16 protein-coding genes are annotated in these 20,240 nt (G+C 72.4%); 5 read left to right on the top strand and 11 right to left on the bottom strand.

Annotated elements, in window-relative coordinates; genetic code table 11:
• Positions 1–42 precede the first annotated feature (42 nt).
• From rlmB to J2S42_RS23765, 7 genes are all read right to left on the bottom strand, one after another.
• Entirely contained in the window at positions 43–1,176 is a 1,134-nt protein-coding gene (gene rlmB, locus J2S42_RS23795) for a 23S rRNA (guanosine(2251)-2'-O)-methyltransferase RlmB (protein WP_307242532.1), read from the bottom strand.
• Complete coding sequence (cysS, locus tag J2S42_RS23790) at positions 1,176–2,591, bottom strand: cysteine--tRNA ligase (RefSeq protein WP_307242530.1); 1,416 nt, start codon at positions 2,589–2,591, stop codon at positions 1,176–1,178. Before cysS ends, rlmB begins: the two co-directional genes overlap by 1 nt.
• A gap of 74 nt (positions 2,592–2,665) precedes the next feature.
• Positions 2,666–4,366, bottom strand: coding sequence for a S8 family serine peptidase (locus tag J2S42_RS23785; RefSeq protein WP_307248977.1), 1,701 nt, complete (start codon positions 4,364–4,366; stop codon positions 2,666–2,668).
• Between the two features lie 126 nt (positions 4,367–4,492).
• Positions 4,493–5,890, bottom strand: a complete 1,398-nt coding sequence (locus J2S42_RS23780; protein ID WP_307242528.1) for a class II fumarate hydratase — start codon at positions 5,888–5,890, stop codon at positions 4,493–4,495.
• 4 nt (positions 5,891–5,894) lie between these two features.
• Positions 5,895–8,864 carry an AfsR/SARP family transcriptional regulator gene (locus J2S42_RS23775; RefSeq protein ID WP_307242526.1) on the bottom strand — a complete coding sequence of 990 codons (2,970 nt, stop codon included), beginning with the start codon at positions 8,862–8,864 and terminating at the stop codon, positions 5,895–5,897.
• A 269-nt stretch (positions 8,865–9,133) separates the two neighbouring features.
• Positions 9,134–10,801 carry a fumarate hydratase gene (locus J2S42_RS23770; protein WP_307242524.1) on the bottom strand — a complete coding sequence of 556 codons (1,668 nt, stop codon included), beginning with the start codon at positions 10,799–10,801 and terminating at the stop codon, positions 9,134–9,136.
• Positions 10,802–10,852: 51 nt separating this feature from the next.
• Positions 10,853–12,253 (bottom strand): PQQ-binding-like beta-propeller repeat protein, encoded by a 1,401-nt coding sequence (locus J2S42_RS23765; protein ID WP_307242522.1) that lies wholly within the window; start codon positions 12,251–12,253, stop codon positions 10,853–10,855.
• Between the two features lie 111 nt (positions 12,254–12,364).
• On the opposite strand from J2S42_RS23765, the gene J2S42_RS23760 reads away from it, so the two are divergent.
• The 5 genes from J2S42_RS23760 (at position 12,365) to hisC (ending at position 16,226) form a co-directional block, all read left to right on the top strand.
• Complete coding sequence (locus tag J2S42_RS23760; RefSeq protein ID WP_307242520.1) at positions 12,365–13,141, top strand: HipA family kinase; 777 nt, start codon at positions 12,365–12,367, stop codon at positions 13,139–13,141.
• On the top strand, positions 13,138–13,521 hold the full coding sequence (locus J2S42_RS23755; protein ID WP_307242518.1) for a DUF3037 domain-containing protein: 384 nt from the start codon (positions 13,138–13,140) through the stop codon (positions 13,519–13,521). The genes J2S42_RS23760 and J2S42_RS23755 overlap by 4 nt, the downstream gene beginning before the upstream one ends.
• A gap of 109 nt (positions 13,522–13,630) precedes the next feature.
• Positions 13,631–14,158, top strand: coding sequence for an RDD family protein (locus tag J2S42_RS23750; protein ID WP_307242517.1), 528 nt, complete (start codon positions 13,631–13,633; stop codon positions 14,156–14,158).
• Positions 14,155–15,153 (top strand): RDD family protein, encoded by a 999-nt coding sequence (locus J2S42_RS23745; RefSeq protein WP_307242515.1) that lies wholly within the window; start codon positions 14,155–14,157, stop codon positions 15,151–15,153. Before J2S42_RS23750 ends, J2S42_RS23745 begins: the two co-directional genes overlap by 4 nt.
• Positions 15,150–16,226 (top strand): histidinol-phosphate transaminase, encoded by a 1,077-nt coding sequence (gene hisC / locus J2S42_RS23740; protein ID WP_307242513.1) that lies wholly within the window; start codon positions 15,150–15,152, stop codon positions 16,224–16,226. Before J2S42_RS23745 ends, hisC begins: the two co-directional genes overlap by 4 nt.
• 40 nt (positions 16,227–16,266) lie before the next feature.
• Here hisC and J2S42_RS23735 read toward each other — a convergent pair whose 3' ends face one another.
• From J2S42_RS23735 to J2S42_RS23720, 4 genes are all read right to left on the bottom strand, one after another.
• On the bottom strand, positions 16,267–17,505 hold the full coding sequence (locus J2S42_RS23735) for a PQQ-binding-like beta-propeller repeat protein (protein ID WP_307242512.1): 1,239 nt from the start codon (positions 17,503–17,505) through the stop codon (positions 16,267–16,269).
• Positions 17,506–17,562: 57 nt separating this feature from the next.
• Complete coding sequence (locus J2S42_RS23730) at positions 17,563–18,042, bottom strand: SRPBCC family protein (protein WP_307242510.1); 480 nt, start codon at positions 18,040–18,042, stop codon at positions 17,563–17,565.
• A gap of 71 nt (positions 18,043–18,113) precedes the next feature.
• Positions 18,114–18,974 carry a hypothetical protein gene (locus J2S42_RS23725; protein WP_307248975.1) on the bottom strand — a complete coding sequence of 287 codons (861 nt, stop codon included), beginning with the start codon at positions 18,972–18,974 and terminating at the stop codon, positions 18,114–18,116.
• 63 nt (positions 18,975–19,037) lie between these two features.
• On the bottom strand, positions 19,038–20,138 hold the full coding sequence (locus J2S42_RS23720) for a tetratricopeptide repeat protein (protein ID WP_307242508.1): 1,101 nt from the start codon (positions 20,136–20,138) through the stop codon (positions 19,038–19,040).
• Positions 20,139–20,240: the final 102 nt, after the last annotated feature.

Genomic DNA, 20,240 nt, shown 5'->3' with positions numbered 1-20,240 from the left:
ACCGCACGTGATCAGCCTCGCATGGTAGCGACTCCGCGCAGGTCAGGCGTTGCGTCGGCGGGTGATCTCGGAGAGCGCGACCGCGGCGGCGACCGAGGCGTTCAGCGATTCCACGTCCGAGGCCATCGGGATCGAGACGCGCAGGTCGCACGTCTCGCCGACGAGCCGGGACAGCCCGCGACCCTCGGAGCCGACCACCACGATGGTCGGGCCGGTGGCGACCTCCAGGTTGTAGACGTCGGTGGCGCCGTCCGCGTCCAGCCCGATCGCCATGAAACCTTCCTGCTGGCACGCCTTGATCGCGCGGGTCAGGTTGGTCACCTGGGCGACCGGGAGGCGGGCGGCCGCACCGGCGCTGGTACGCCACGCGGTCGCGGTGATCCCGGCGGCGCGACGCTCCGGCACGAAGATGCCGTGCGCGCCGAACGCGGCCGCGGACCGGATCACGGCGCCGAGGTTGCGCGGGTCGGTGACGCCGTCCAGCGCGACCAGCAACGGCGCGGTCTGCTCCAGCGCCGCCGCGACCATGTCGGAGAAGTCCTCGTAGGCGAACGGCGGCACCTGCACGCCGATGCCCTGGTGCAGCACGCCGCCGGTGATCCGGTCCAGCTCGGCCCGGCTCACCTCCATGATCGCGATGCCCTTGTCGGCGCAGGTGCGGACGGCCTCGCGGACCCGCTCGTCCATCTCGATGCCCTGGGCCACGTAGAGCGCGGTCGCGGGCACGCCGGAGCGCAGCGCCTCGACCACCGGGTTGCGGCCGACCAGCAGCTCGGGCGAGTCCTTCGGCGGGGTGGAGCGGCGGCCCGGTGCGATCCGCGGACCGCGCGCGCCGACCTTGCCACCGCCGCGGCCACCGGCGAACGCGCCGCGGGTGGACGCCGGGGCGCCCCGGCCGGAGCCGTTCTTACCCCAGGTGGTGTCCTTGCTGCCGGGAACGCCGATCTTGGGCGCGCGGCCCTCGGCGGCCGCGGCCCGGCGCTCCTTCTCCTGCTTGCGCGCGGTCTTCTCGGGCAGCTGCTCGGTGCCGGAGTAGCCCTTGTGCCAGGGACGCTCGTCCGCCGGCAGCGTGCGGCCGCGGCCGGCCAGCCCGGCACGGTTCTTTCCGCCGGAGCCGCCCGCGGCGCCCTTCTTCGGCGTGACGCGCTTGTTCCTGCGCTGCGAGTTGCCCGGCATCAGTGCTGCTCCCCAATGGTCCATCGTGGGCCGGCCGGGGTGTCCTCCACCACGACGCCGGCGTTCTTCAGCTGGTCACGCACGGCGTCGGCGGCCTGCCAGTCCTTGCGTCCCCGCGCGGCGGTGCGCTGCTCGAGCGCGAGCGCGACCAGCGAGTCGACCACCTGACGGAGGTCGCCGCCACCGTTCCCGGCCTGCCAGGCCGGGTCGAGCGGATCGACGCCGAACACGTCCAGCATGGCGCGCACCTCGGCCAGCGCGGTGGCGGCCACGGTCTTGTCGCCGGCGCTGAGCGCGGTGTTGCCGCGGGTCATCGACTCGTGCACGACCGCGAGCGCCGCGGACGTGTTCAGATCATCGTCCATCGCGGCCGCGAACGCGGGTGGGATGTCGCCCAGCTCACCCGCGCCGGTCAGCTCGGTGGCGCGCTGGACGAAGCCCTCGATCCGCCGGTACGCCACCGCGGCCTCGCGGAGTGCGTCGTCCGAGTAGTCGATGGCCGACCGGTAGTGCGGCTGCGCCTGGTAGTAACGCAGCTCGACCGGGCGCACGCCGAGGCCGGCCACGTAGTCGAGGTCGAGCACGTTGCCCAGGGACTTGCTCATCTTCGACGCGCCCAGGTTGAGCAGGCCGTGGTGCACCCAGTAGCCGGCGAACCCGTAACCCGCGGCCCGGGACTGGGCGATCTCGTTCTCGTGGTGCGGGAACTGCAGGTCCAGCCCGCCGCCGTGGATGTCGAAGGCCTCGCCGAGGTAGCGCCAGGACATGGCGGAGCACTCGATGTGCCAGCCGGGACGGCCGCGGCCCCACGGCGACGGCCAGCTGCCGGCGAGCGGCTCGGACTCCTTCACGCCCTTCCACAGCGCGAAGTCGCGGGCGTCGCGCTTGGCTCGCGCCTCGCTGTCCGCCGCCTCCTGCATGTCGTCGGGGTGCTGGCCGGAGAGCGCACCGTACGCCGGGAAGCTGCGCACCGAGAAGTAGACGTCGCCGCAGCCGTCGGCCGCCGGGTACGCATGCCCGCCCTCGATCAGCCGCGCGATGATCTGCTGGATCTCCGGGATGTGCCCGGTGGCGCGCGGCTCGTAGGTCGGCGGCAGCACGTTGAGTGACCGGTACGCCGCGGCGAGCTTGACCTCGTTCTCGTACGCGATGGCCCAGAACGGCCGGTCCTGCTCGGTCGACTTGGCGAGGATCTTGTCGTCGATGTCCGTCACGTTGCGGACGAACGTCACCTCGAACCCGGACCGGATCAGCCAGCGGCGGAGCACGTCGTAGTTCACACCGGAGCGAAGGTGGCCGATGTGCGGTGGGGACTGGACGGTGAGACCACACAGGTAGATCCCGACCTTGCCGGGTGACCGCGGGACGAAGTCCCGCACCGAGCGGGTCGCGGTGTCATACAAGCGGAGTGTCACCCTGCAAGGGTAACGGCCGGTCCCCGTGTCGCGGGGACCGGCCATCGTACCAGTGAATGATCTTGACTAGGTCCCTACGGCTTCACCCAGGGCTGGAGCGGGGTGGTGACGGCCTTGTAGGCGTCCACGATCCCGTACCCCCAGATGCTGTTGAAGTTCTTCGTGCCGGTGCACAGCGCGTCGTATTCGGCCGACTGGCCGACCTCGGCGTAGCTGATCAGCGCCGGCGTCGGGCAGGCCTGCTCCGCCGCGGTGCGGTAGAGGTGCTGCTCGACCCAGTTCGGCGGGAGCGTCAGCCCGCCACGGCGCCAGTCCGGCGTGCCGAACTTCGACACGATCAGCCCGGCCACCCCGGAGGCGTGCGGCGACGCCATCGACGTGCCCTGCAGGTAGGTGTAGTACCCGCACTTGCCGGCCTTGGTGCAGTCCTTGAACACGCGGTTCTCGAAGCCGGGGACGATGTTGCCGTCCGCGTCCACCCGGCCGATCTCCTGCAGCACCTTCAGCGGGTACGCCGAGAGGATCCGGTTGGCGAACGTGTCCCCGGTGCCCTGCGTGTCCGTGGCCCAGCCACCCGGCGCGGCGACGGAGATCTGCTCCGCACCCCAGTTCGAGTAGTCGGACTTGCGGCCGGACGGACCGGTCGCGGACACGCCGATCACGAACGGGCCCTCGACCGGCAGGTCGAAGCACGTCGCGTTGTCGATCACGCGCGGCCGCTCGGTGCCACCCGGGTAGTTCGGGCTGGACGCGTCCGGCCGCGGGTTGCCCAGGTCCTCGTGGTTGTTGCCGAGCGAGCCGACCAGCGTCACGCCCTTGTTGTGCGCGTAGGTCAGCGCACGCCGGACCGCGGTGATGGTGGCCCGCTGCTCCGCCTGCTCGGCGGCCGAGTCGGCTGGGTTGCCGAGGCAGTTGTACAGCCACGGGTCGATGTAGAAGGACATGTTGACCACGTCCAGTCCGGCGTCGCCCGCGTAGGTCAGCGCGTTGACGACCGACTCCAGGAAGAAGTAGCCGGAGTCCTGGCCGCCCTTCAGCTCGACCAGCGTGACGTTCGGCGCCACGCCGGAGATGCCGGAGCCGTTGACCGCCGCGCCGACCGTGCCGGCGACGTGCGTGCCGTGACCGCCGTCGTCCGTGCCGACCGGGTCGAGGCAGCCGGTCACCTCGCACTCACCGTCGATGTCCGGGATGTCGCGCGCGAAGTTGCGGGACAGCTTCCAGCTGAAGTTCGCCGCGATGTCGGGGTTGCTCGCGTCCACGCCGGTGTCCAGGATGCCGACGGTCACACCGCGGTCGCCCGGCTCCACCCGGCGGGCGTCGTCGGAGCGGACCTGCTCCAGACCCCAGAGCTTGTCGTCCAGCGGGTCTAGCTTCGGGCCGCCGTGGCCGCCGCGCTTGGCCGCGGCCCGGGACGCGGGTGCCAGCAGTGCCTCCTGCTCGACCAGGTCGAGCTTGGGCGCCTTGCCGATCGCGCGGTCGCTGCTGGACGCGCCGATCAGCGCGGTCGAGGCCGCGGCCTTCGCCGCGAAGTCGGCCGCACCGGCGGTCACCGTGAACGTACCGACGCTGTCGTTGCTCTCGACCACCGTGCCGCCGGCGGCCGCGATCGCCGCGGTGGCCGCGGCGGTGGAGACACCGTCCTCCGCCACCACCGTGTATTCGGCCGCGGCTGCCGCGGCCGGTGCGGCGGTGGCCGCTCCGGCGGGGACCGCCAGCACCAACGCCAGCCCGGTCACGGTCGCGACCGAGCCGGCGGTGAAGCGTCTGCTCACCATCCTGCTTCCTCTCGAGAGTCGAGACGGCCGTCGATGACGGCCTGGAAGCATCCCACCCGATCTCGATGGATTCGAATAGAGGCAAGCACAAATTCTTTACACAGGCGTAGCAGTCGATACCGACTAAGGGCGCGTCATGCGCAGAACGTCCAGAGCCGTGTCCAACTGCTCCTCCGTGAGCTTTCCGGACGCCACGTGCCCGCGCTCGACGACCACCTCGCGGATCGTCTTGTTGTCCTTCAGCGCGGCCTTCGCGATCGACGCGGCCTCGTCGTACCCGAGGTAGCGGTTGAGCGGCGTGACGATCGACGGCGAGCCCTCCGCGTAACCGCGGGTGACCTCGGCGTCGGCCTCCAGACCGGCCACGCAGCGGTCGGCCAGCAGCCGGGCCACGTTCGCCACCAGCTTGATCGACTCCAGCAGGTTGCGGCCCATCACCGGGAGCATCACATTCAGCTCGAAGTCGCCCTGGGTGCCGGCGAACGCGACGGCCGCGTCGTTGCCGATCACCTGCGCCACGACCTGGCGGACCGCCTCCGGCACCACCGGGTTCACCTTGCCCGGCATGATCGACGAGCCGGGCTGGAGGTCGGGCAGGCGCAGCTCGCGCAGGCCGGCGCGCGGCCCGGAGCCCATCCAGCGGATGTCGTTGGCGATCTTGTAAAGGCCGGCCGCGATCGTGCGCACCTGGCCGGACGTCTCGACCAGCGCGTCCCGCGCACCCTGCGCCTCGAAGTGGTCACGGGCCTCGCTCAGCGGCAGTCCGGTGGCCGCGCGCAGCTTCTCGATGACGGCGGGTGCGAAGCCGGGCGGCGTGTTCACGCCGGTGCCGACCGCGGTGCCACCGAGCGGCAGCTCGGCCAGCCGGGGCAGCGCGGACTCCAGGCGCTCGATGCCGTACCGCACCTGCGCGGTGTATCCGGAGAACTCCTGGCCGAGCGTCACCGGCGTGGCGTCCATCAGGTGGGTGCGGCCCGACTTGACGGTGGTCTCCCACTCCGCGGCCTTGGCGGCCAGCGCGTCGCCGAGGTACGCCAGCGCCGGGATCAGGTCGTTGACCACCGCGTGCGTGGCGGCCAGGTGGATCGAGGAGGGGAACACGTCGTTGCTGGACTGGGACGCGTTCACGTGGTCGTTCGGGTGCACGTCGCGGCCCAGCTCACGGGCGGCCAGCGTGGCGATGACCTCGTTGGTGTTCATGTTGGACGAGGTGCCCGACCCGGTCTGGAACACGTCGATCGGGAACTGGTCGTCGTATCCGCCGTCCGCCACGTGCGCGGCCGCGGCGCCGATCGCCTTGGCCACGTCCGCGTCGATCACGCCGAGCTCCGCGTTCACCGCCGCGGCCGCGCCCTTGATCTGCGCGAGCGCGCGGATGTGGGCCGGCTCCAGGCCGCGTCCGGAGATCGGGAAGTTCTCCACGGCCCGCTGCGTCTGGGCCCGCCACAGCGCGTCCACCGGCACCCGGACCTCGCCCATGGTGTCGCGCTCGATTCGGTATCCACTCTCGTTGGCAGTCACCGGTTCATCCTCCCTCGGCGGGAGCGGGTTCGCCGTTGATCTGGGCCACGCCCATCTCCGCGAAGATCAGCGCGGCGCGATCGCGGTGCGTGCGGGCCTCCTCCGGATCACGCAGGCAGGAACCGAGCCCGGCCAGCGCGCGGGCCTGCTCGTACCGGTGCCCGATCTGCACGGAGACGGCCAGCGAGCGCCGGTACGCCTCGACCGCGGCCTCCGGCGCACCGGCGGCGCCGAGCGTGGCGGCGAGATCGTTGCCGACCATCGCCTCGCCGTGCCGGTCACCGACGGTCCGCATGATCCGCAGCGCCTCCTGGTGGTGCTGCTCCGCCTCGGCCAGCCGGCCCTGGAGGCGGCGCGCGGTGCCGAGGTCGTTGAGCACTTCGGCCTCGTTGTACGGGATCCCCCGCTGCCGGCGCAGCGCGGCGGCGAGGCAGCGGGCCGCCGCGTCGGGTGCGCCCATCCGCACCCGGACCGCGCCGATGTGGCCCAGCGCGACCGAGACGTTGTGCTGGTCCCGGCGCTCGCAGGCGAGCAGCAGGTGGCGACGGTGGTAGTGCAGCGCCTCCTCGTACCGGCCCATCATCGCGGCGACGAAGCCCATCTTCGGCAGGTGCAGCATGCGGCCCCGGTCGTCGCCGACCCGCTCCCAGACCGCGTATGCCGCGCGCGCGTTCGCCAGCGCCTCCGGCAGCAGGCCCATCATCAGCTGCACCGCGGAGAGGTTGCCGCGGGTGGTGGCCATGCCCCGGTCGTCGCCGAGCCGTTCCCGCAGCCGCAGTGCCTCGGTCAGGTGCGTGACCGCGTCCTGGTAGCGCCCGGTGCGGTAGTAGGACGAGGCCAGGTAGTTGAGCACCTGCGCCACGGCCGCGTCGTCACCGGCCAGCATCGCGGCGGCCAGACCGCGCTCGTGCAGCACGATCAGGTCGTCGTGGTACGCGTTGACGTACAGGAACCGCCACGCCGCCCGCGCCAGCCACCAGGCGTAGTGCGCGTGCCCCGCGCCGATCGCCCGATCCGCCAGTGCGACCAGCGCGGCTCGCTCGTCCTCCAGCCAGCGCAGCTTGCTGGGCAGCGCCTCGACCAGGTCCGGCCGCTGCGCCGGGCCCCAGCCGCGCACGTCGCCGGAGCTGTGCGCCTCCATGCCGACCGTGGACGCGTCCGCCGCGTGCAGGTAGAAGTCGAGCAGCCGGCCGACCGCGGCGTGCCGTTCCGGCAGCGGGTCGCGTGCGGCCAGCCCGGACGCGAACTCGCGCATCAGGTCGTGCAGCCGGTAGCGCCCGGCCTGCGGCTCCTCGACCAGGTGCCAGTCGACCAGGTCGTCCAGCACGTCCTGCGCGTCGTCCAGCGGCAGCCCGGCCAGCGCGGCCGTGGTGAACGCGTCGAACCGCTCGCCCGGGTGCAGTCCGAGCAGCCGGAACACGCGCTGCGCGACGGCCGGCAGGTGCGCATAGGACAGGTCGAAAGCACTGGCCACGGTACGTTCCTCGGCCGCCAGCTCGGGCAGCGCGGACCGGCCGGCCAGCCGCCGGGCCAGGTCCGCGACCCGCCACCGTGGACGGTGCGCGAGCCGGGCCGCGGCCAGCCGGATCGCCAGCGGCAGGTGCCCGCAGCAGCGCACCACCTCGGCCGCCGCCTCCGGCTCCGCGCGGACCCGGTCCCCGGCGATCCGGGCCAGCAGGTCGATCGCCTCGGACTCGGAGAGCACCGGCAGTGACTCCGGCCGCACCGCGTCCAGCCCGAGCAGCCGGCGTCGGCTGGTGATCAGCGCGAGGCTGCCCGCGGACGCCGGCAGCAGCGGTGCGATCTGCGCGGTGCTGGCCACGTTGTCCAGCACCACCAGCGCGCGGCGGGCGGCCAGCTCGCTGCGCCAGAGCGCGACCCGGTCGTCCATGTCGATCGGGATCCGGTCGCCCGGGAGGCCGAGCTGCCGCAGCAACGTGACCAGCGCGGCGGACGCGTCCAGCGGCCGGCGCAGGCTGTGCCCGTGCAGGTCGATGAAGAGCTGTGCGTCCGGGTAGCGCGGCGCCACCAGGTTCGCCACGTGCACGGCCAGCGTGGTCTTGCCGCTGCCGGCCATACCGTCGATCACCTGGATGACCGGGCCGTCGAAGTCGGCCTCCTCGACCGCGCGGACCAGCCGGTCGACCGCCTCGGCCCGGCCGGTGAAGTCCGCGACGGTACGCGGCAGCGCGCGCACCGGCAGCGTGACCTCCCGCGGCGCGGCCGCCGTCTCCACCTCGCCGGTCAGGATGGCGCGGTGCACCTCGCGCAGCGCCGGCCCGGGCTCGATGCCCAGCTCACCGGCGAGCGCCTCGCGCGCGTCCCGGTAGACCGCGAGCGCGTCCGCCTGCCGTCCGGCCCGGTAGAGCGCGATCATCAGTTGCCCGCGCAGTCGTTCCCGCAGTGGGTGCCGCTCGACCAGGCCGGTCAGCCCGCCGATCGCGTCCCGTTCCAGGCCGAGCCGCAGCTCCACGTCGAACGTGTCCTCGATCGCCAGCAGCCGCTGCTCGTCCAGCGCGGCGGCGGCGCGGCGCACGGCCGGGCTGGTGATGCCGGCCAGCGCCGGCCCCTTCCAGAGCGCGAGCGCGGCCCGGAAGTGCTCCCGCGCCTCGGACCACTCCTCCTTCTCCACCGCGAGCCGGGCCTGGGCGAGACGGCGGTCGAAGACGTTCACGTCGACCTGCTCCGGATCGGCCACCAGGCGATAGCCGGCCGGGTCCGTGACGATCAGCTCGGCGGGCAGGCCGGCCTCGGCGAACGCGCGGCGGATCCGGGAGACGCTGCTCTGCAGCTGGCCGCGCGCGGTGGCCGGTGGTGCGGAGTCCCACAGCGCGTCGACCAGCTGGTCGATCGAGACCACGTGCAGCGAGTTGAGCAGCAGCATGGCGAGCACCACCCGGTCCCGCCCGGCCGCGACCGGCGCGTCGACCCCGCCGTTGGTGGCCCGCAGCGGACCTAGGATGCCAAACCACATCGCCACTCCCGGACGTGCCTCGCCGAGCAGAAATGTAGCTCTCCCGAAACGGGAGCGTCGTGCGCGGCGAAGCGGCCACGCTCCGGCGATACGCTGCTCACCCGATCATTTGCCATGAGAGCAGAACGGCAGCGATTCGGAAGCGCCGTACGGCAGGCTATGGCTGCGGATGTGCGAACACGTCTTGCAAGATCACATCGGGGGTGGTCGCCTGCCCGTCCGCGCGTCACCACGACCGGGCGGGCATGCGACCAATACGTCACGACGAGTTACCGACGACCCACGGTCAGGACCGGCTTGGTAACCTCGGCGAAGAAGTCGTTGCCCTTGTCGTCCACCACGATGAACGCCGGGAAGTCCTCCACCTCGATCTTCCAGACCGCCTCCATGCCCAGCTCGGGGTATTCGAGCACCTCGACATGGCGGATGCAGTCCTGGGCCAGGCGCGCGGCCGGGCCACCGATCGAGCCGAGGTAGAAGCCGCCGTACCGGTGGCAGGCCTCGGTCACGCCACGTGAGCGGTTGCCCTTCGCCAGCATCACCATGCTGCCGCCCGCGGCCTGGAACTTCTCCACGTAGGCGTCCATCCGGCCGGCCGTGGTCGGGCCGAACGAGCCGGACGCATACCCCTCGGGAGTCTTCGCCGGTCCGGCGTAGTAAACCGCGTGGTCGCGCATGTACTGCGGCATGGCGCCGCCCGCGTCCAGCAGCTCGGCGATCTTCGCGTGCGCGATGTCGCGCGCCACCACCAGCGGCCCGGTCAGCGACAGCCGGGTCTTGACCGGGTAGCGGGACAGCTCCGCGCGGATCTCGTCCATCGGGCGGTTCAGGTCCACCTTGACGACCTGGTCCGTCTCCAGCGTCTCGTCCGTGACGTCCGGCAGGAAGCGGGCCGGGTCGGTCTCCAGCCGCTCCAGCCACACGCCGGACGGAGTGATCTTGGCGACCGCCTGCCGGTCCGCGGAGCAGGACACCGCGATCGCGACCGGGCAGGACGCGCCGTGCCGGGGCAGCCGGACCACGCGCACGTCGTGACAGAAGTAGCGGCCGCCGAACTGCGCGCCGATGCCGAACTGGCGGGTCAGCTCCAGCACCTCGGCCTCGAGCTGCACGTCACGGAAGCCGTGCGCCAGCATCGAACCGGACGTGGGCAGCGTGTCCAGGTACTTAGCACTGGCCAGCTTCGCGGTCTTCAGCGCGTGCTCCGCGGAGGTGCCGCCGATCACGATCGCCAGGTGGTACGGCGGGCAGGCCGCGGTGCCGATCAGGCGCAGCTTCTCCTCCAGGAACTGCATCATCCGCGTCGGGTTCAGCAGTGCCTTGGTCTCCTGGTAGAGGTACGACTTGTTGGCCGAACCGCCGCCCTTGGCCATGAACAGGAACTTGTACGCGTCCGGCTGCCCGCCCGGATCCTCCGCGTACAGCTCGATCTGCGCCGGCAGATTGGTGCCGGTGTTCTTCTCGTCCCACATGGTCAGCGGCGCGAGCTGGGAGTAGCGCAGGTTGAGCCGGGTGTACGCGTCGTAGACGCCGCGCGCGATCGCCTCCTCGTCCAGCCCGTCCGTCAGGACGTGCCGGCCGCGCTTGCCCATCACGATCGCGGTGCCGGTGTCCTGGCACATCGGCAGCACGCCGCCGGCCGCGATGTTCGCGTTGCGCAGCAGGTCGGTGGCGACGAAGCGGTCGTTCGGCGAGGCGGCCGGGTCGTCGATGATGGACCGCAGCTGGGTCAGGTGCGCCGGGCGCAGGTAGTGGGCGATGTCGTGCATCGCCTCCGTGGTCAGCTGGGTCAGCACGGACGACTCTATGGTCAGGAAGCGGCGCCCGCCCGGCCCGTTGACGACGTCGATACCCTCGTCGCTCACCAGGCGGTATTCAGTCAGGTCTTCCCCGAGCGGCAGCAGGGGGGCATGGGAGAAGGCGGCGGCACTGCTCATGAGCCGCAAGCCTAGGCCAGTCCGGGCGCGGGTTCGGTGACCGGTCCGTGGCTACTTGCCGGAGAGGCCGCAATTGGGCTGTGCCGGGTCCGTGCACACCGCGCCGGCGTCCGTTTGGTCGGAAGTCCCACCATCGGCAAGTTGCGACCCGTAGGGCACGTAACCGATGTCACGACCGTCCCCGATGATCAATCCGGCCGGGCCGGCCGCGAGCACGTCCGCACCGGACCGCACCTCGGCCAGCACGGCACCGCTGGCCGGTGCGAGCGCGATCACCCGGTCCGGGTCCTGCTCGACCACGATCACCGCGTACCGGGCGATCGCGGCGCGGGTGTCCGCGTCCGCGTCGCGCGACCAGGCCACCCGGTCCTCGCCCAGCACGTACCCGCGCAGCCGCCGGCCGTCCTCGGAGTGCACGGCCACGAACTGGTCGTCCACCGAGAGCACCCGGTCACCCGGGTCGCCGGTCCACAGCAGGCGGCCGTCGTACATGTCCACGATCACCTCGCGGCGGTCCGGTGCCACGCCGAGCACCACGTTGCGGCCGCCGCGCGGATCCGAGCGCTGCGCACAGCCCGCGCTCTCCGTGGTGCGCAGGTTCAGCGCGGTCTGCCGCCAGACCTCCCGGCCGGTGCCGGCCTCGTGCCCGGTGACCGTGAAGTAGCAGGTGCCGTCCGCGGACTGGGCGAGCACCCGGATCACCCGGCCGCCCGCGGTGGTCACCCGCTCCTCGCGGCCCGGGTCCGCGACCCGGGCGACCCGGCCGGTGCCGGTCTCCACCACGAACACCTTGCCGTCGATCGGCAGCCCCAGCAGGCCGGGCGCGGGCTGCGGGCCGGCCGCGTCCGCGCTGACCCGGGGCGCGGTCAGCAGTTCCGTACCGAAGGATCTCGGGTTGTCCGCGTTCAGGCCGACCTGGATGCCGGGCAGGTCCGTCGACCAGCGCGGCGCGGTCCCGCGCGGGTCGAACGCGGACAGCACGCAGTCCTTCGCCGCGAAACACCGGACGTCGATCACCAGATTCCGGTACGTCCACACGCCCACCGCGTCCGTGCTGGTCCGCAGCACGCTGCCGTCGCCGGGGTTGAGCACCTGGTAACCCTTGGTGAGCAGCTCGCCGGTCAGCACCACCGCGCCGGCGCCGTCACCGGCCACCGCGTTCCAGCTGATCCCGGTCTTCTCCCAGGCCACACCGCCGGTGGCGAGCGCGCGCCCCTCGACCGCGTCGCCCCGGTCGACGATCACGGCGCTACCGGCGATCGTGACCGTCCGCGGCAGCGCGCCGACCCGCTGCTGCCAGAGCGGGGCCGGCTCGGCGAGCGTGCCGCTCTGGTTCACCCAGGCCCACATACCGGGCCATGGGTTCCAGACGTTGGTCAGCGCGAGCGTGACCAGCGCGATGACGGCAAGGATCAGCCAGCACCTGATGCAGGGACGCCGGCCGTTCGCCACGCGCCCACGCTAACCACGCGATCTTTCCATGGCCCGCTTGGACAATTCCCGCCTGTCCATAACAAATAAAGTCAAAACCCTCCATGCGGTACGCGCTCTAAGCTGATCACCATGCTTCGCCGAGTTGTCGGGACGCGGTACGTCACACCGCTCCGTGAAGGTGGATCACTGCCCGGCGTGATCGAGGCCGACGACCTCGGCACCTACGTGGTCAAGTTCCGCGGTGCCGGTCAGGGTCCGAAGGCACTGGTCGCGGAGGTGATCGCGGGTGAGCTGGCCCGCCGCCTCGGCCTGCCGGTGCCGGAGCTGGTGGTGCTGGAGCTGGACCCGGTGATCGCCCGCGCCGAACCGGACCAGGAGATCCAGGAGCTGCTCAAGCACTCCGGCGGCGACAACCTCGGGATGGACTTCCTGCCCGGCGCGCTCAACTTCGACCCGCTCGCCCACCCGATCGACCCGCTGCTGGCCTCGCGGATCGTCTGGTTCGACGCGTTCGTGGAGAACGTGGACCGCTCCTGGCGCAACCCGAACATGCTGACCTGGGCGCACGGCAAGCTGTGGCTGATCGACCACGGTGCCGCGCTCTACTTCCACCACAACTGGCCGCGGGCCGGTGCGGTGGTGCACCGGCCGTTCAAGGGGGACGACCACGTGCTCGCGCCATACGCCACCCGGCTCGCCGAGGCCGACGCCTCGCTCGGGCCGCAGATCACCCGCGAGCTGCTGACCGACGTGCTGGCGCTGGTGCCCGACGGCTGGCTGGCCGCGCCGGACAGCGAGGACCCACTGCTCGCCACGCCGGACGGGGTGCGCACGGCGTACCGCGATCATCTGCTGGCCCGCGCGGCCGGCCGGGACGCATGGCTGCCGGCGGGGGTGGCGAAGTGACCGACCGGCAGCTCTTCGAGTACGCGGTGGTCCGCGTGCTGCCCCGGATCGAACGCGGCGAGCAGATCAACGTCGGCGTGATCCTCTACTGCCAGCGCACCGGCTTCCTGGCCGCGCGCACCGCGCTGGACCTCGACCGGCTGCGTGCGCTGGACCGTACCGTCGACGCGGACGCGGTGCTCGGCGCGCTGCGCTCGTTCGAGGTCACCACGGCCGGTGACGCGGTCTGCGGACCGGCCGCAGGCATGCGGCCGGGCGAGCGTTTCCGCTGGCTGACCGCGCCGCGCAGCACGATCATCCAGACCGGGCCGGTACACACCGGGCTGACCGCGGACCCGGCGGCGGAGCTGGAGCGGCTGATGGACGTGCTGGTCCGGTAGCTCACCGCCATTCCTCAGCGCGACCTGGGAGACTGTGCCGGTGAATCCGCCGTACTCGGGTCCCCCTCCCGCATATACCGGTCATCCCGGATATTCCGCACCGACACCCGTGCTGGCTCCGTTCGGCGAGCGGCTCGCCGCGTACCTGATCGACACGGTGGTCCTCGGCGCCGCCGCGATGATCTACACGATTCCGCTGATCATCTACGTGACCTCCCAGGCGCTGGCGATGATCAGGCCGGACGGCACCACCGACCCGGAGGCCGCCCCCGGTTACTTCGCGTCGGTCTTCATCTCGTTCGGCGTCGCGTTCGTTCTGGGTCTGCTGCTCAGTTACCTCTACCACGTCGAGTTCGTGCTGCGGAGCGGTCAGACGCTGGGCAAGCGGTTTCTGAAGCTGCACATCGTGCGGGTCGGCCAGCTGCCCGGGCAGGGCATCAGCCGCGGCGACGCGGTCAAGCGCTGGGGCGCGACGATCGGCATGGGCATGGTGCCGGGCGGTCCCTACCTCGACGGGCTGTGGCAACTGTGGGACAAGCCGTGGCAGCAGTGCCTCCACGACAAGGCAGCGTCGACCACGGTGGTTAAGGTTTCTCCGGTGAGCAGCACAGCGATGCCCGGCGGGGTGTTCCAGTGAGCGATATCGCCCCCGGCTGGTACAAGGATCCCGCGGACCCGGCCACCCAGCGCTGGTGGGACGGGGAGGGCTGGCTGGGCGCGGCGCTGCCGGCGGACGTGACCCCGCCGGACGGGCCGCCGCCACCGGAGCCGGCTCTCCCACCGGCCGCGCCCACGACCGGCGTCGACGGCACGCCACCGGCCCGCGACGGCGGGCCGCAGGGCTGGCCCGTCGACCGGACCGCCACGCCCCCGCGGCCCTACCCCGGTCGTCCGCCGGCCGCGCCGCCGCCGGGCTGGCCCCAGGGTCCGCCGCCGGGTTCGCCGCCGCCCGGCTGGCCGCAGGGCGTGCCGCCGCCCGGCTGGCACCCCGGTTACCCGCCGCCCGGCTGGCCACCGGCGCCGGTGCTGCCGCACGGGATGCCGCTGGCCGGCTACGGCGCCCGCTTCGTGGCCCGGCTGATCGACCTCGGCCTGCTCGCCGTGCTGGTGCTGATCGCGAACTCGTGGTTCCTGGTGCAGTTCGCCCAGGAGTTGCAGGTCTACCTGCCGCAGGCCGCCGAGTACATCGCCGCCACCGAGCGCGGCGAGAACCCGGTGATGCCGACCGCCTCCGACCGGTTCAGCTTCCTGCAACTGGCGATGCTCGTGGTCACCGCGATGGTGTGGTTCGCCTACGAGGTGCCGCAGATCGCGAACTCCGGGCAGACCGTGGGCAAGCGGCTGATGGGCATCAAGACCATCGGTCTGCAGGACGGCAGGACGCCCGGCTTCGCCCGCGCGTTCCGCCGCTGGAACCTCTACGGCACCGCCACGCTGTTCTGGTCCTGCTGCGGCATCGGACTGCTCTGGCAGCTGCTGGACGGGCTGTCCCCGCTGTTCGACCGGCACATGCAGCGCGCCTGGCACGACCGGGTCGCGCAGACCGTGGTGGTCCAGTTGCCGAGGAACGCGACCGCGCAACCCCCGGCCGATCCCGAGAGCCGCACCGACACCACCGGAGGTGACCGATGACCCGGCTGACCCGCGCCGACCTGGACGCGATCCCGGCGTACGTGCCCGGCCGTAGCCCGGCCGACCTGGCCCGTGACCTGGGCATGGCGGAAGCGATCAAGCTCGCCAGCAACGAGGTGCCGTTCGGGCCGCTGCCCGGCGTGGTGGAGGCGATCACCGCGGCCGCCGCCGGCACGCACCGCTACCCGGACCTGGCCGCGGTCGAGCTGCGGGACCGGCTGGCCGCGCGGTACGGCGTACCCGCGGACCGGCTCGTCACCGGGTGCGGCTCCGTCGCGATCTGCGAGAACCTGGCGCGCGCCACCTGCCTGCCGGGTGACGAGATCATTTTCGCGTGGCGGTCGTTCGAGGCGTACCCGATCGTGGCCGCCTCGGTCGGTGCCACCGCGGTCCGCGTGCCGAACACGCCCGGCCACGGCCACGACCTGGACGCGATGGCCGCCGCGATCACCGACCGGACCCGGCTGGTCTTCGTCTGCAACCCGAACAACCCGACCGGCACCAGCCTGCGCCGCCCGGAGATCGACCGGTTCCTCGACGCGGTGCCGGAGAACGTGCTGGTGGTGCTGGACGAGGCGTACCGGGAGTTCAACACGGACCCGGATGTGCCGGACGGCATCGACACCTATGCGGACCGGCCGAACGTGGCCGTGCTTCGCACGCTCTCCAAGGCGTGGGGCCTGGCCGGGCTGCGGATCGGCTTCCTGGTCGCGGCGCCCGACGTGGCGGCCGCGGTCCGCAAGGTGACCACGCCGTTCTCCACGAACCTGCTGGCCCAGGCGGCCGCGCTGGCCGCGCTCCAGCAGGAGGACGAGGTGCGCCGCCGGTGCGCGCTGGTGGTCGACGAACGCGACCGGCTCACCGCGGAGCTGCGCAAACTGGGTCAGGACGTGCCGAACAGCCAGGCCAACTTCGTCTGGCTGCCGCTCGGTGACGGTGCCGCCGCGTTCGGCGCGGCCTGCGAGGCGCGCGGTGTGATCGTGCGCCCGTTCCAGGGCGACGGCGTGCGCGTCACGATCGGCACCGCCGCGGAGAACGACGCGTTCCTCGCAGCCGCCACCGCCGCCCTCTGACCCACGGGTTGTCTCCCGGCGCCGACAGCCGGCGCCGGGATCAGCTCACCGCGAGCGCGACGCCCTCGCCGGCGAAGTAGTAGTCCTTGTCCTCCGCGGTGTCCGTCGCGTTCAGCTTGCGGCGCACGGCGACGACCAGGCCGTCCGTGGCGTACGCGGTGCCCGGCGTCCAGTGCCGCTCGCGCGTCGGCTCGGTCTTCGAGGTCGGCACGCCGAACGCGAAGAGCGAGATCTGGGTGCCGGTCGCCGCGTCCAGCGTGATCAGCCGGTCCGCCGCGTTGAGCAGGTGCACGCGGCCCGGCTGCACGGCCAGCACCCGCAGCTCCTCGTCCCAGGTACGGCCCGGCCAGGTCCACACCTCCGCGCCGGTAACCAGGTTGCGCGCGGTCGCGGTGCGCGCGCCGTCCGTGGTGTAGACCACCTCGCCGAGCACCTTCGCGCCCGGCGCGTCCGCCGCCGGCGCGGCCAGCACGCCGTCGGCCGTGAACCGGTAGGCCGTGCCGCCGTCCCGGACCAGCGCGCACGAGGACGCGCCGAGCCGGCACGAGTCCGCGGTCACCGCGCCGGCCGCCACCCACTCGCGAGCGGCGCCACCGGCCAGGTCGTACACGGTCAGGCCGGTCTCGGTGCGGCACGCGAAGCCGCCGGTCGCGGTGGTGAAGCTAGCCGGGCCGCAGGTCGCGCCGAGCGGCGTCCGCTCCCGGCCGGTGGCCACCTCGAAGACCCGAACCGTGTCCGCGCCGCGCACCACGACCAGTTCGTCACCGGCCGTGTAGAGGTCCGCCGGCGTCCAGACCAGTTCCTCGCCGGTACGCCGCGGCGTCGCCGGTTCCGCGTCCGGCGCCGACTCCGGTCCGGACGCGCGCCAGGCGATCCCGCCGTCGCTCGCGCGGATGCCGACCAGCTCGCCGTCCGTCCAGCGGCTGACCACGACGCCGCCGGCCTCGACCACCCCGAGCACGCTCTGCGGCCAGCGCCGGAACGTCCAGGCCGGGGTCCGCTCGGTCCGTGCGGCGGCGGGCGAGTCCGCGCGCACCTGCCGGGTGCTCGCGTAGACCCGGATGTCTCCGTCCACGACCAGCGGCGCCGAGTAGAGCAGGCCGGCGGTGCCGGTCTTCCGCACGATCGGCGCGGCGTTCGCGACCGGCGTCACGGTCAGCACCTCGGCCGGTGGGAGCACCCGAACGACCGCGATCACACCCAGGACGATCAGCACGGACGCCGCTAGCGACGCCTGCCACCAGACGGCCCGGCTCTTCTTACCCGCCTCCTCACGCACGCGGAGAACCCTACCGTGAGCGTGCCCGTGCTTCCTGTCGTACCGGCGTGGCAGTGACTATCCGACGGCGGGCACGGGACGGACAGCGATCGCCAGATCGTGCAGATCCTGCCGGAGTGCCCCCTCGGACACCATCGCCGCGAGCCCGCCGAGGAACAGTGCCAGTAGCCGGCCGCGCGGTTCCAGCGGCGCCCCCTCCTGCACCGCGGTCACCGCGGTCTCGCCACGGTGCCGGCCCTCCTCGATCCGCGTGAACGTGTACGTCATCCGGTAGTCCGCGCCGATGCCGGGCGAGCGGACCACGAACCGGGCGCCCGCCTCGCACTCCTCGACCCGGAACTCCTCGGTGACGTGCGCGCCGTCCGGCATGTGCCGCGTCTCCTGCCAGACCGACCCGGCCCGCAGGTCGCCGGGCGTGAGCACCTCGACGTGGTCGACCGTGGAGAGCCATCCGGCGCGGCCCGGCAGATCGGTGAAGACACGCCACACCTGCTCGGCCGGCGCCTTGATCGTCTGGGTGACCGCGACGGTCGACATGGCCCACCTCCCCCTTACGCCGCAGAGTAGCGGCCCGGTCACGGCGGTGGGCATGCATTCCTTCGATCCGACTAATCGAAACCGCCATCCACCAGGCCGAAGCGGATCAGATCGGTCAGCGGGTCGAGCACGGACGCGGCGCCGAAACCCTCCCACAGCGGCCTCGGCCGGCCCTGCCTCGCGCGAACCGGCTCGATGAGGCGCACCGGATCGGTCGCGGCCAGCGCCTCCGCCACGTCCGCGACCTCACCGCCCTCCACCGCCAGCAGCGTGCCGACCAGCACGTTCAGGAAGCCGTGATGCACGAAACCGGTCTCCGGGTCGGCGCTGCGCAGCGCGTGGTGCGGACCGGCGGTCAGCTTGAACGGCAGCTCCCGCTCCCGGCAGGCACTGATCACCGCGGCCAGCTCGACCGGCGTCGGGAACAGCTCCGCGGCGAGTCCGCCGGTGCGGAACTTCGCACCCAGCGGTGCACCAGCCGCACGCGCCGAGGCAACCGTGTCCAGCGCGCCGAGCAGGCCCCAGCTGAGCGGGATCTCCGCGTAGCCCCGGGGCGCGGCACCGGAGGCCAGCGCACGGATCAGGCGGTGCAGGCCCGGCTGCGGGTCCTCGCCGCGTTTCGCGACCGCGACCTCGACCTGGCGGATCGTGAAATGCCGGGCCAGCCGCTCCCGGGACGCGAGAAAGCCGTCCAGTCCGGTGTCCGCGAGCACCGCGATCTCCGGCGGCTTCTCCGTCTCCGGCACCGTCGCCGGCAGCACCGAGGCCGCGGACGCGGGGATCAGCAGTGGGCCGACGAGCGGTGCGTACCACCCCGAGACGTGCTCACGGTGAACCGTCGCGGCGTCGATGATCGCGGTGGTGTCGAGCGGCGTGGTGCCGCCGGTGGCCAGGGCCGCGTCATCCACCAGCCCCGCGAGCAGCGGCGGTATGAACCCCGGTGGCACGGCTATTGAACCTAATGGAAGTCTCGATCGACCGACAAGAGCGGCGGGTCAGAAGCGGCGGGACCTGAGGAAGACGATCAGTTCCGCGGCCGCGCCGGACGCGATCGCCAGCGCCAGCGGCCACGGCGTGCCGATCACGGCGTACACCAGGAACAGCAGCGGCATCGCGGCCGTACCGGCCAGCGCGAACATCAACGGCCGCTCGGTGCGCAGCAGCTGCGGGAACCGTTCCCGCACCATCCGCGGAATCTGCGCCAGGTACAGCGCCATCCCGATCGCGCCGAGCACGGTCAGCGAGACGGCCGCGAACCGGGACAGCGCACCGTCCACCGACGCGCTGAACGCGACCAGCACCGCCACGATCAGCGCACCCGCGCCGCCGATCAGCAGCGCCCGGTGCAGCGCCTCGTCCGTGGTGCGGCCGAGTGTCTGCGTCGCGGTCTCCCGCGCACGCGGATCGAACGCGACCGGCTCCTCCTTCGAGGCCTCGGCCGCGAGCCCGGCCAGCGCCCGCGCGTACCGCCGCTGCTCCAGCCGCAGCAACCCCGAGTCGGCGCCGGCCTGCTCCAGGTCCGGATTGAGCCGGATCGCCTCCCGATAGGCACGCTCGGCCAGGTCGAACTGGTGCAGCCGGGCCGCGACGACCGCCAGCACCAGGTGGCTCTCCGGCTCGGTCGGCGCCAGCGTCACCGCGTGCCACGCCGTGTCCAGCGCCACCTGCCCGTTGCGCGTCTCACTGAGCAACGCGGCGCCGGTGCGCTGCGCATACGCCTCCTGGGGCGCCAGCTGGAGAATCTGCTCCGCGACCTGGGCGCCCTCCGCGAACCGCTGCAACTCCACCAGCGCGATACCGCGCACCACCAGCGGTGCCACCTGCCCCGGCGCGGCCTGCACCGCCTGATCCGCGCTCACCAGCGCGTCCGCCGGCCGATCGGTGGCCAGATAGACGCGGGCCAGCATCGCCAGCGTCCACGGATCACCCGGCTCCAGCGCGAGCGCAGCCTCCAGCTCGACGATCGCATCCGGATAAGCCTCGAGATCAGCAAGCAGCGCGGCACGCTGCACATGCTCGTTTGCGCTGGTCGCATCGGCGCCCTCGTCCGGTGTCCGGTCGTCGGGCGTGCTGTCGGGGGCGGCGTCGCTCGGCACGCTCCGAGCTTATGCGAGCGCCTCTACACCCAACCTGAGCCTTCGCTGACAGCACCCGGCACCGCCCCGCCGCCGATATTCACACCCGGCCCCGCTCCGACT

Origin of the sequence: Catenuloplanes indicus (assembly GCF_030813715.1) — a bacterium.
Taxonomy (GTDB): domain Bacteria; phylum Actinomycetota; class Actinomycetes; order Mycobacteriales; family Micromonosporaceae; genus Catenuloplanes; species Catenuloplanes indicus.
Note: the sequence above shows the minus strand (reverse complement) of the source record. Positions and strands in the feature narration are given on the sequence as shown.

Bases quoted from the DNA above. Each gene is read 5' to 3' on its own strand.
- rlmB (WP_307242532.1), bottom strand. From the start codon at position 1,176: ATGCCGGGCAACTCGCAGCGCAGGAACAAGCGCGTCACGCCGAAGAAG.
- J2S42_RS23775 (WP_307242526.1), bottom strand. From the start codon at position 8,864: ATGTGGTTTGGCATCCTAGGTCCGCTGCGGGCCACCAACGGCGGGGTC.
- J2S42_RS23770 (WP_307242524.1), bottom strand. From the start codon at position 10,801: ATGAGCAGTGCCGCCGCCTTCTCCCATGCCCCCCTGCTGCCGCTCGGG.
- J2S42_RS23760 (WP_307242520.1), top strand. From the start codon at position 12,365: ATGCTTCGCCGAGTTGTCGGGACGCGGTACGTCACACCGCTCCGTGAA.
- hisC (WP_307242513.1), top strand. From the start codon at position 15,150: ATGACCCGGCTGACCCGCGCCGACCTGGACGCGATCCCGGCGTACGTG.
- J2S42_RS23730 (WP_307242510.1), bottom strand. From the start codon at position 18,042: ATGTCGACCGTCGCGGTCACCCAGACGATCAAGGCGCCGGCCGAGCAG.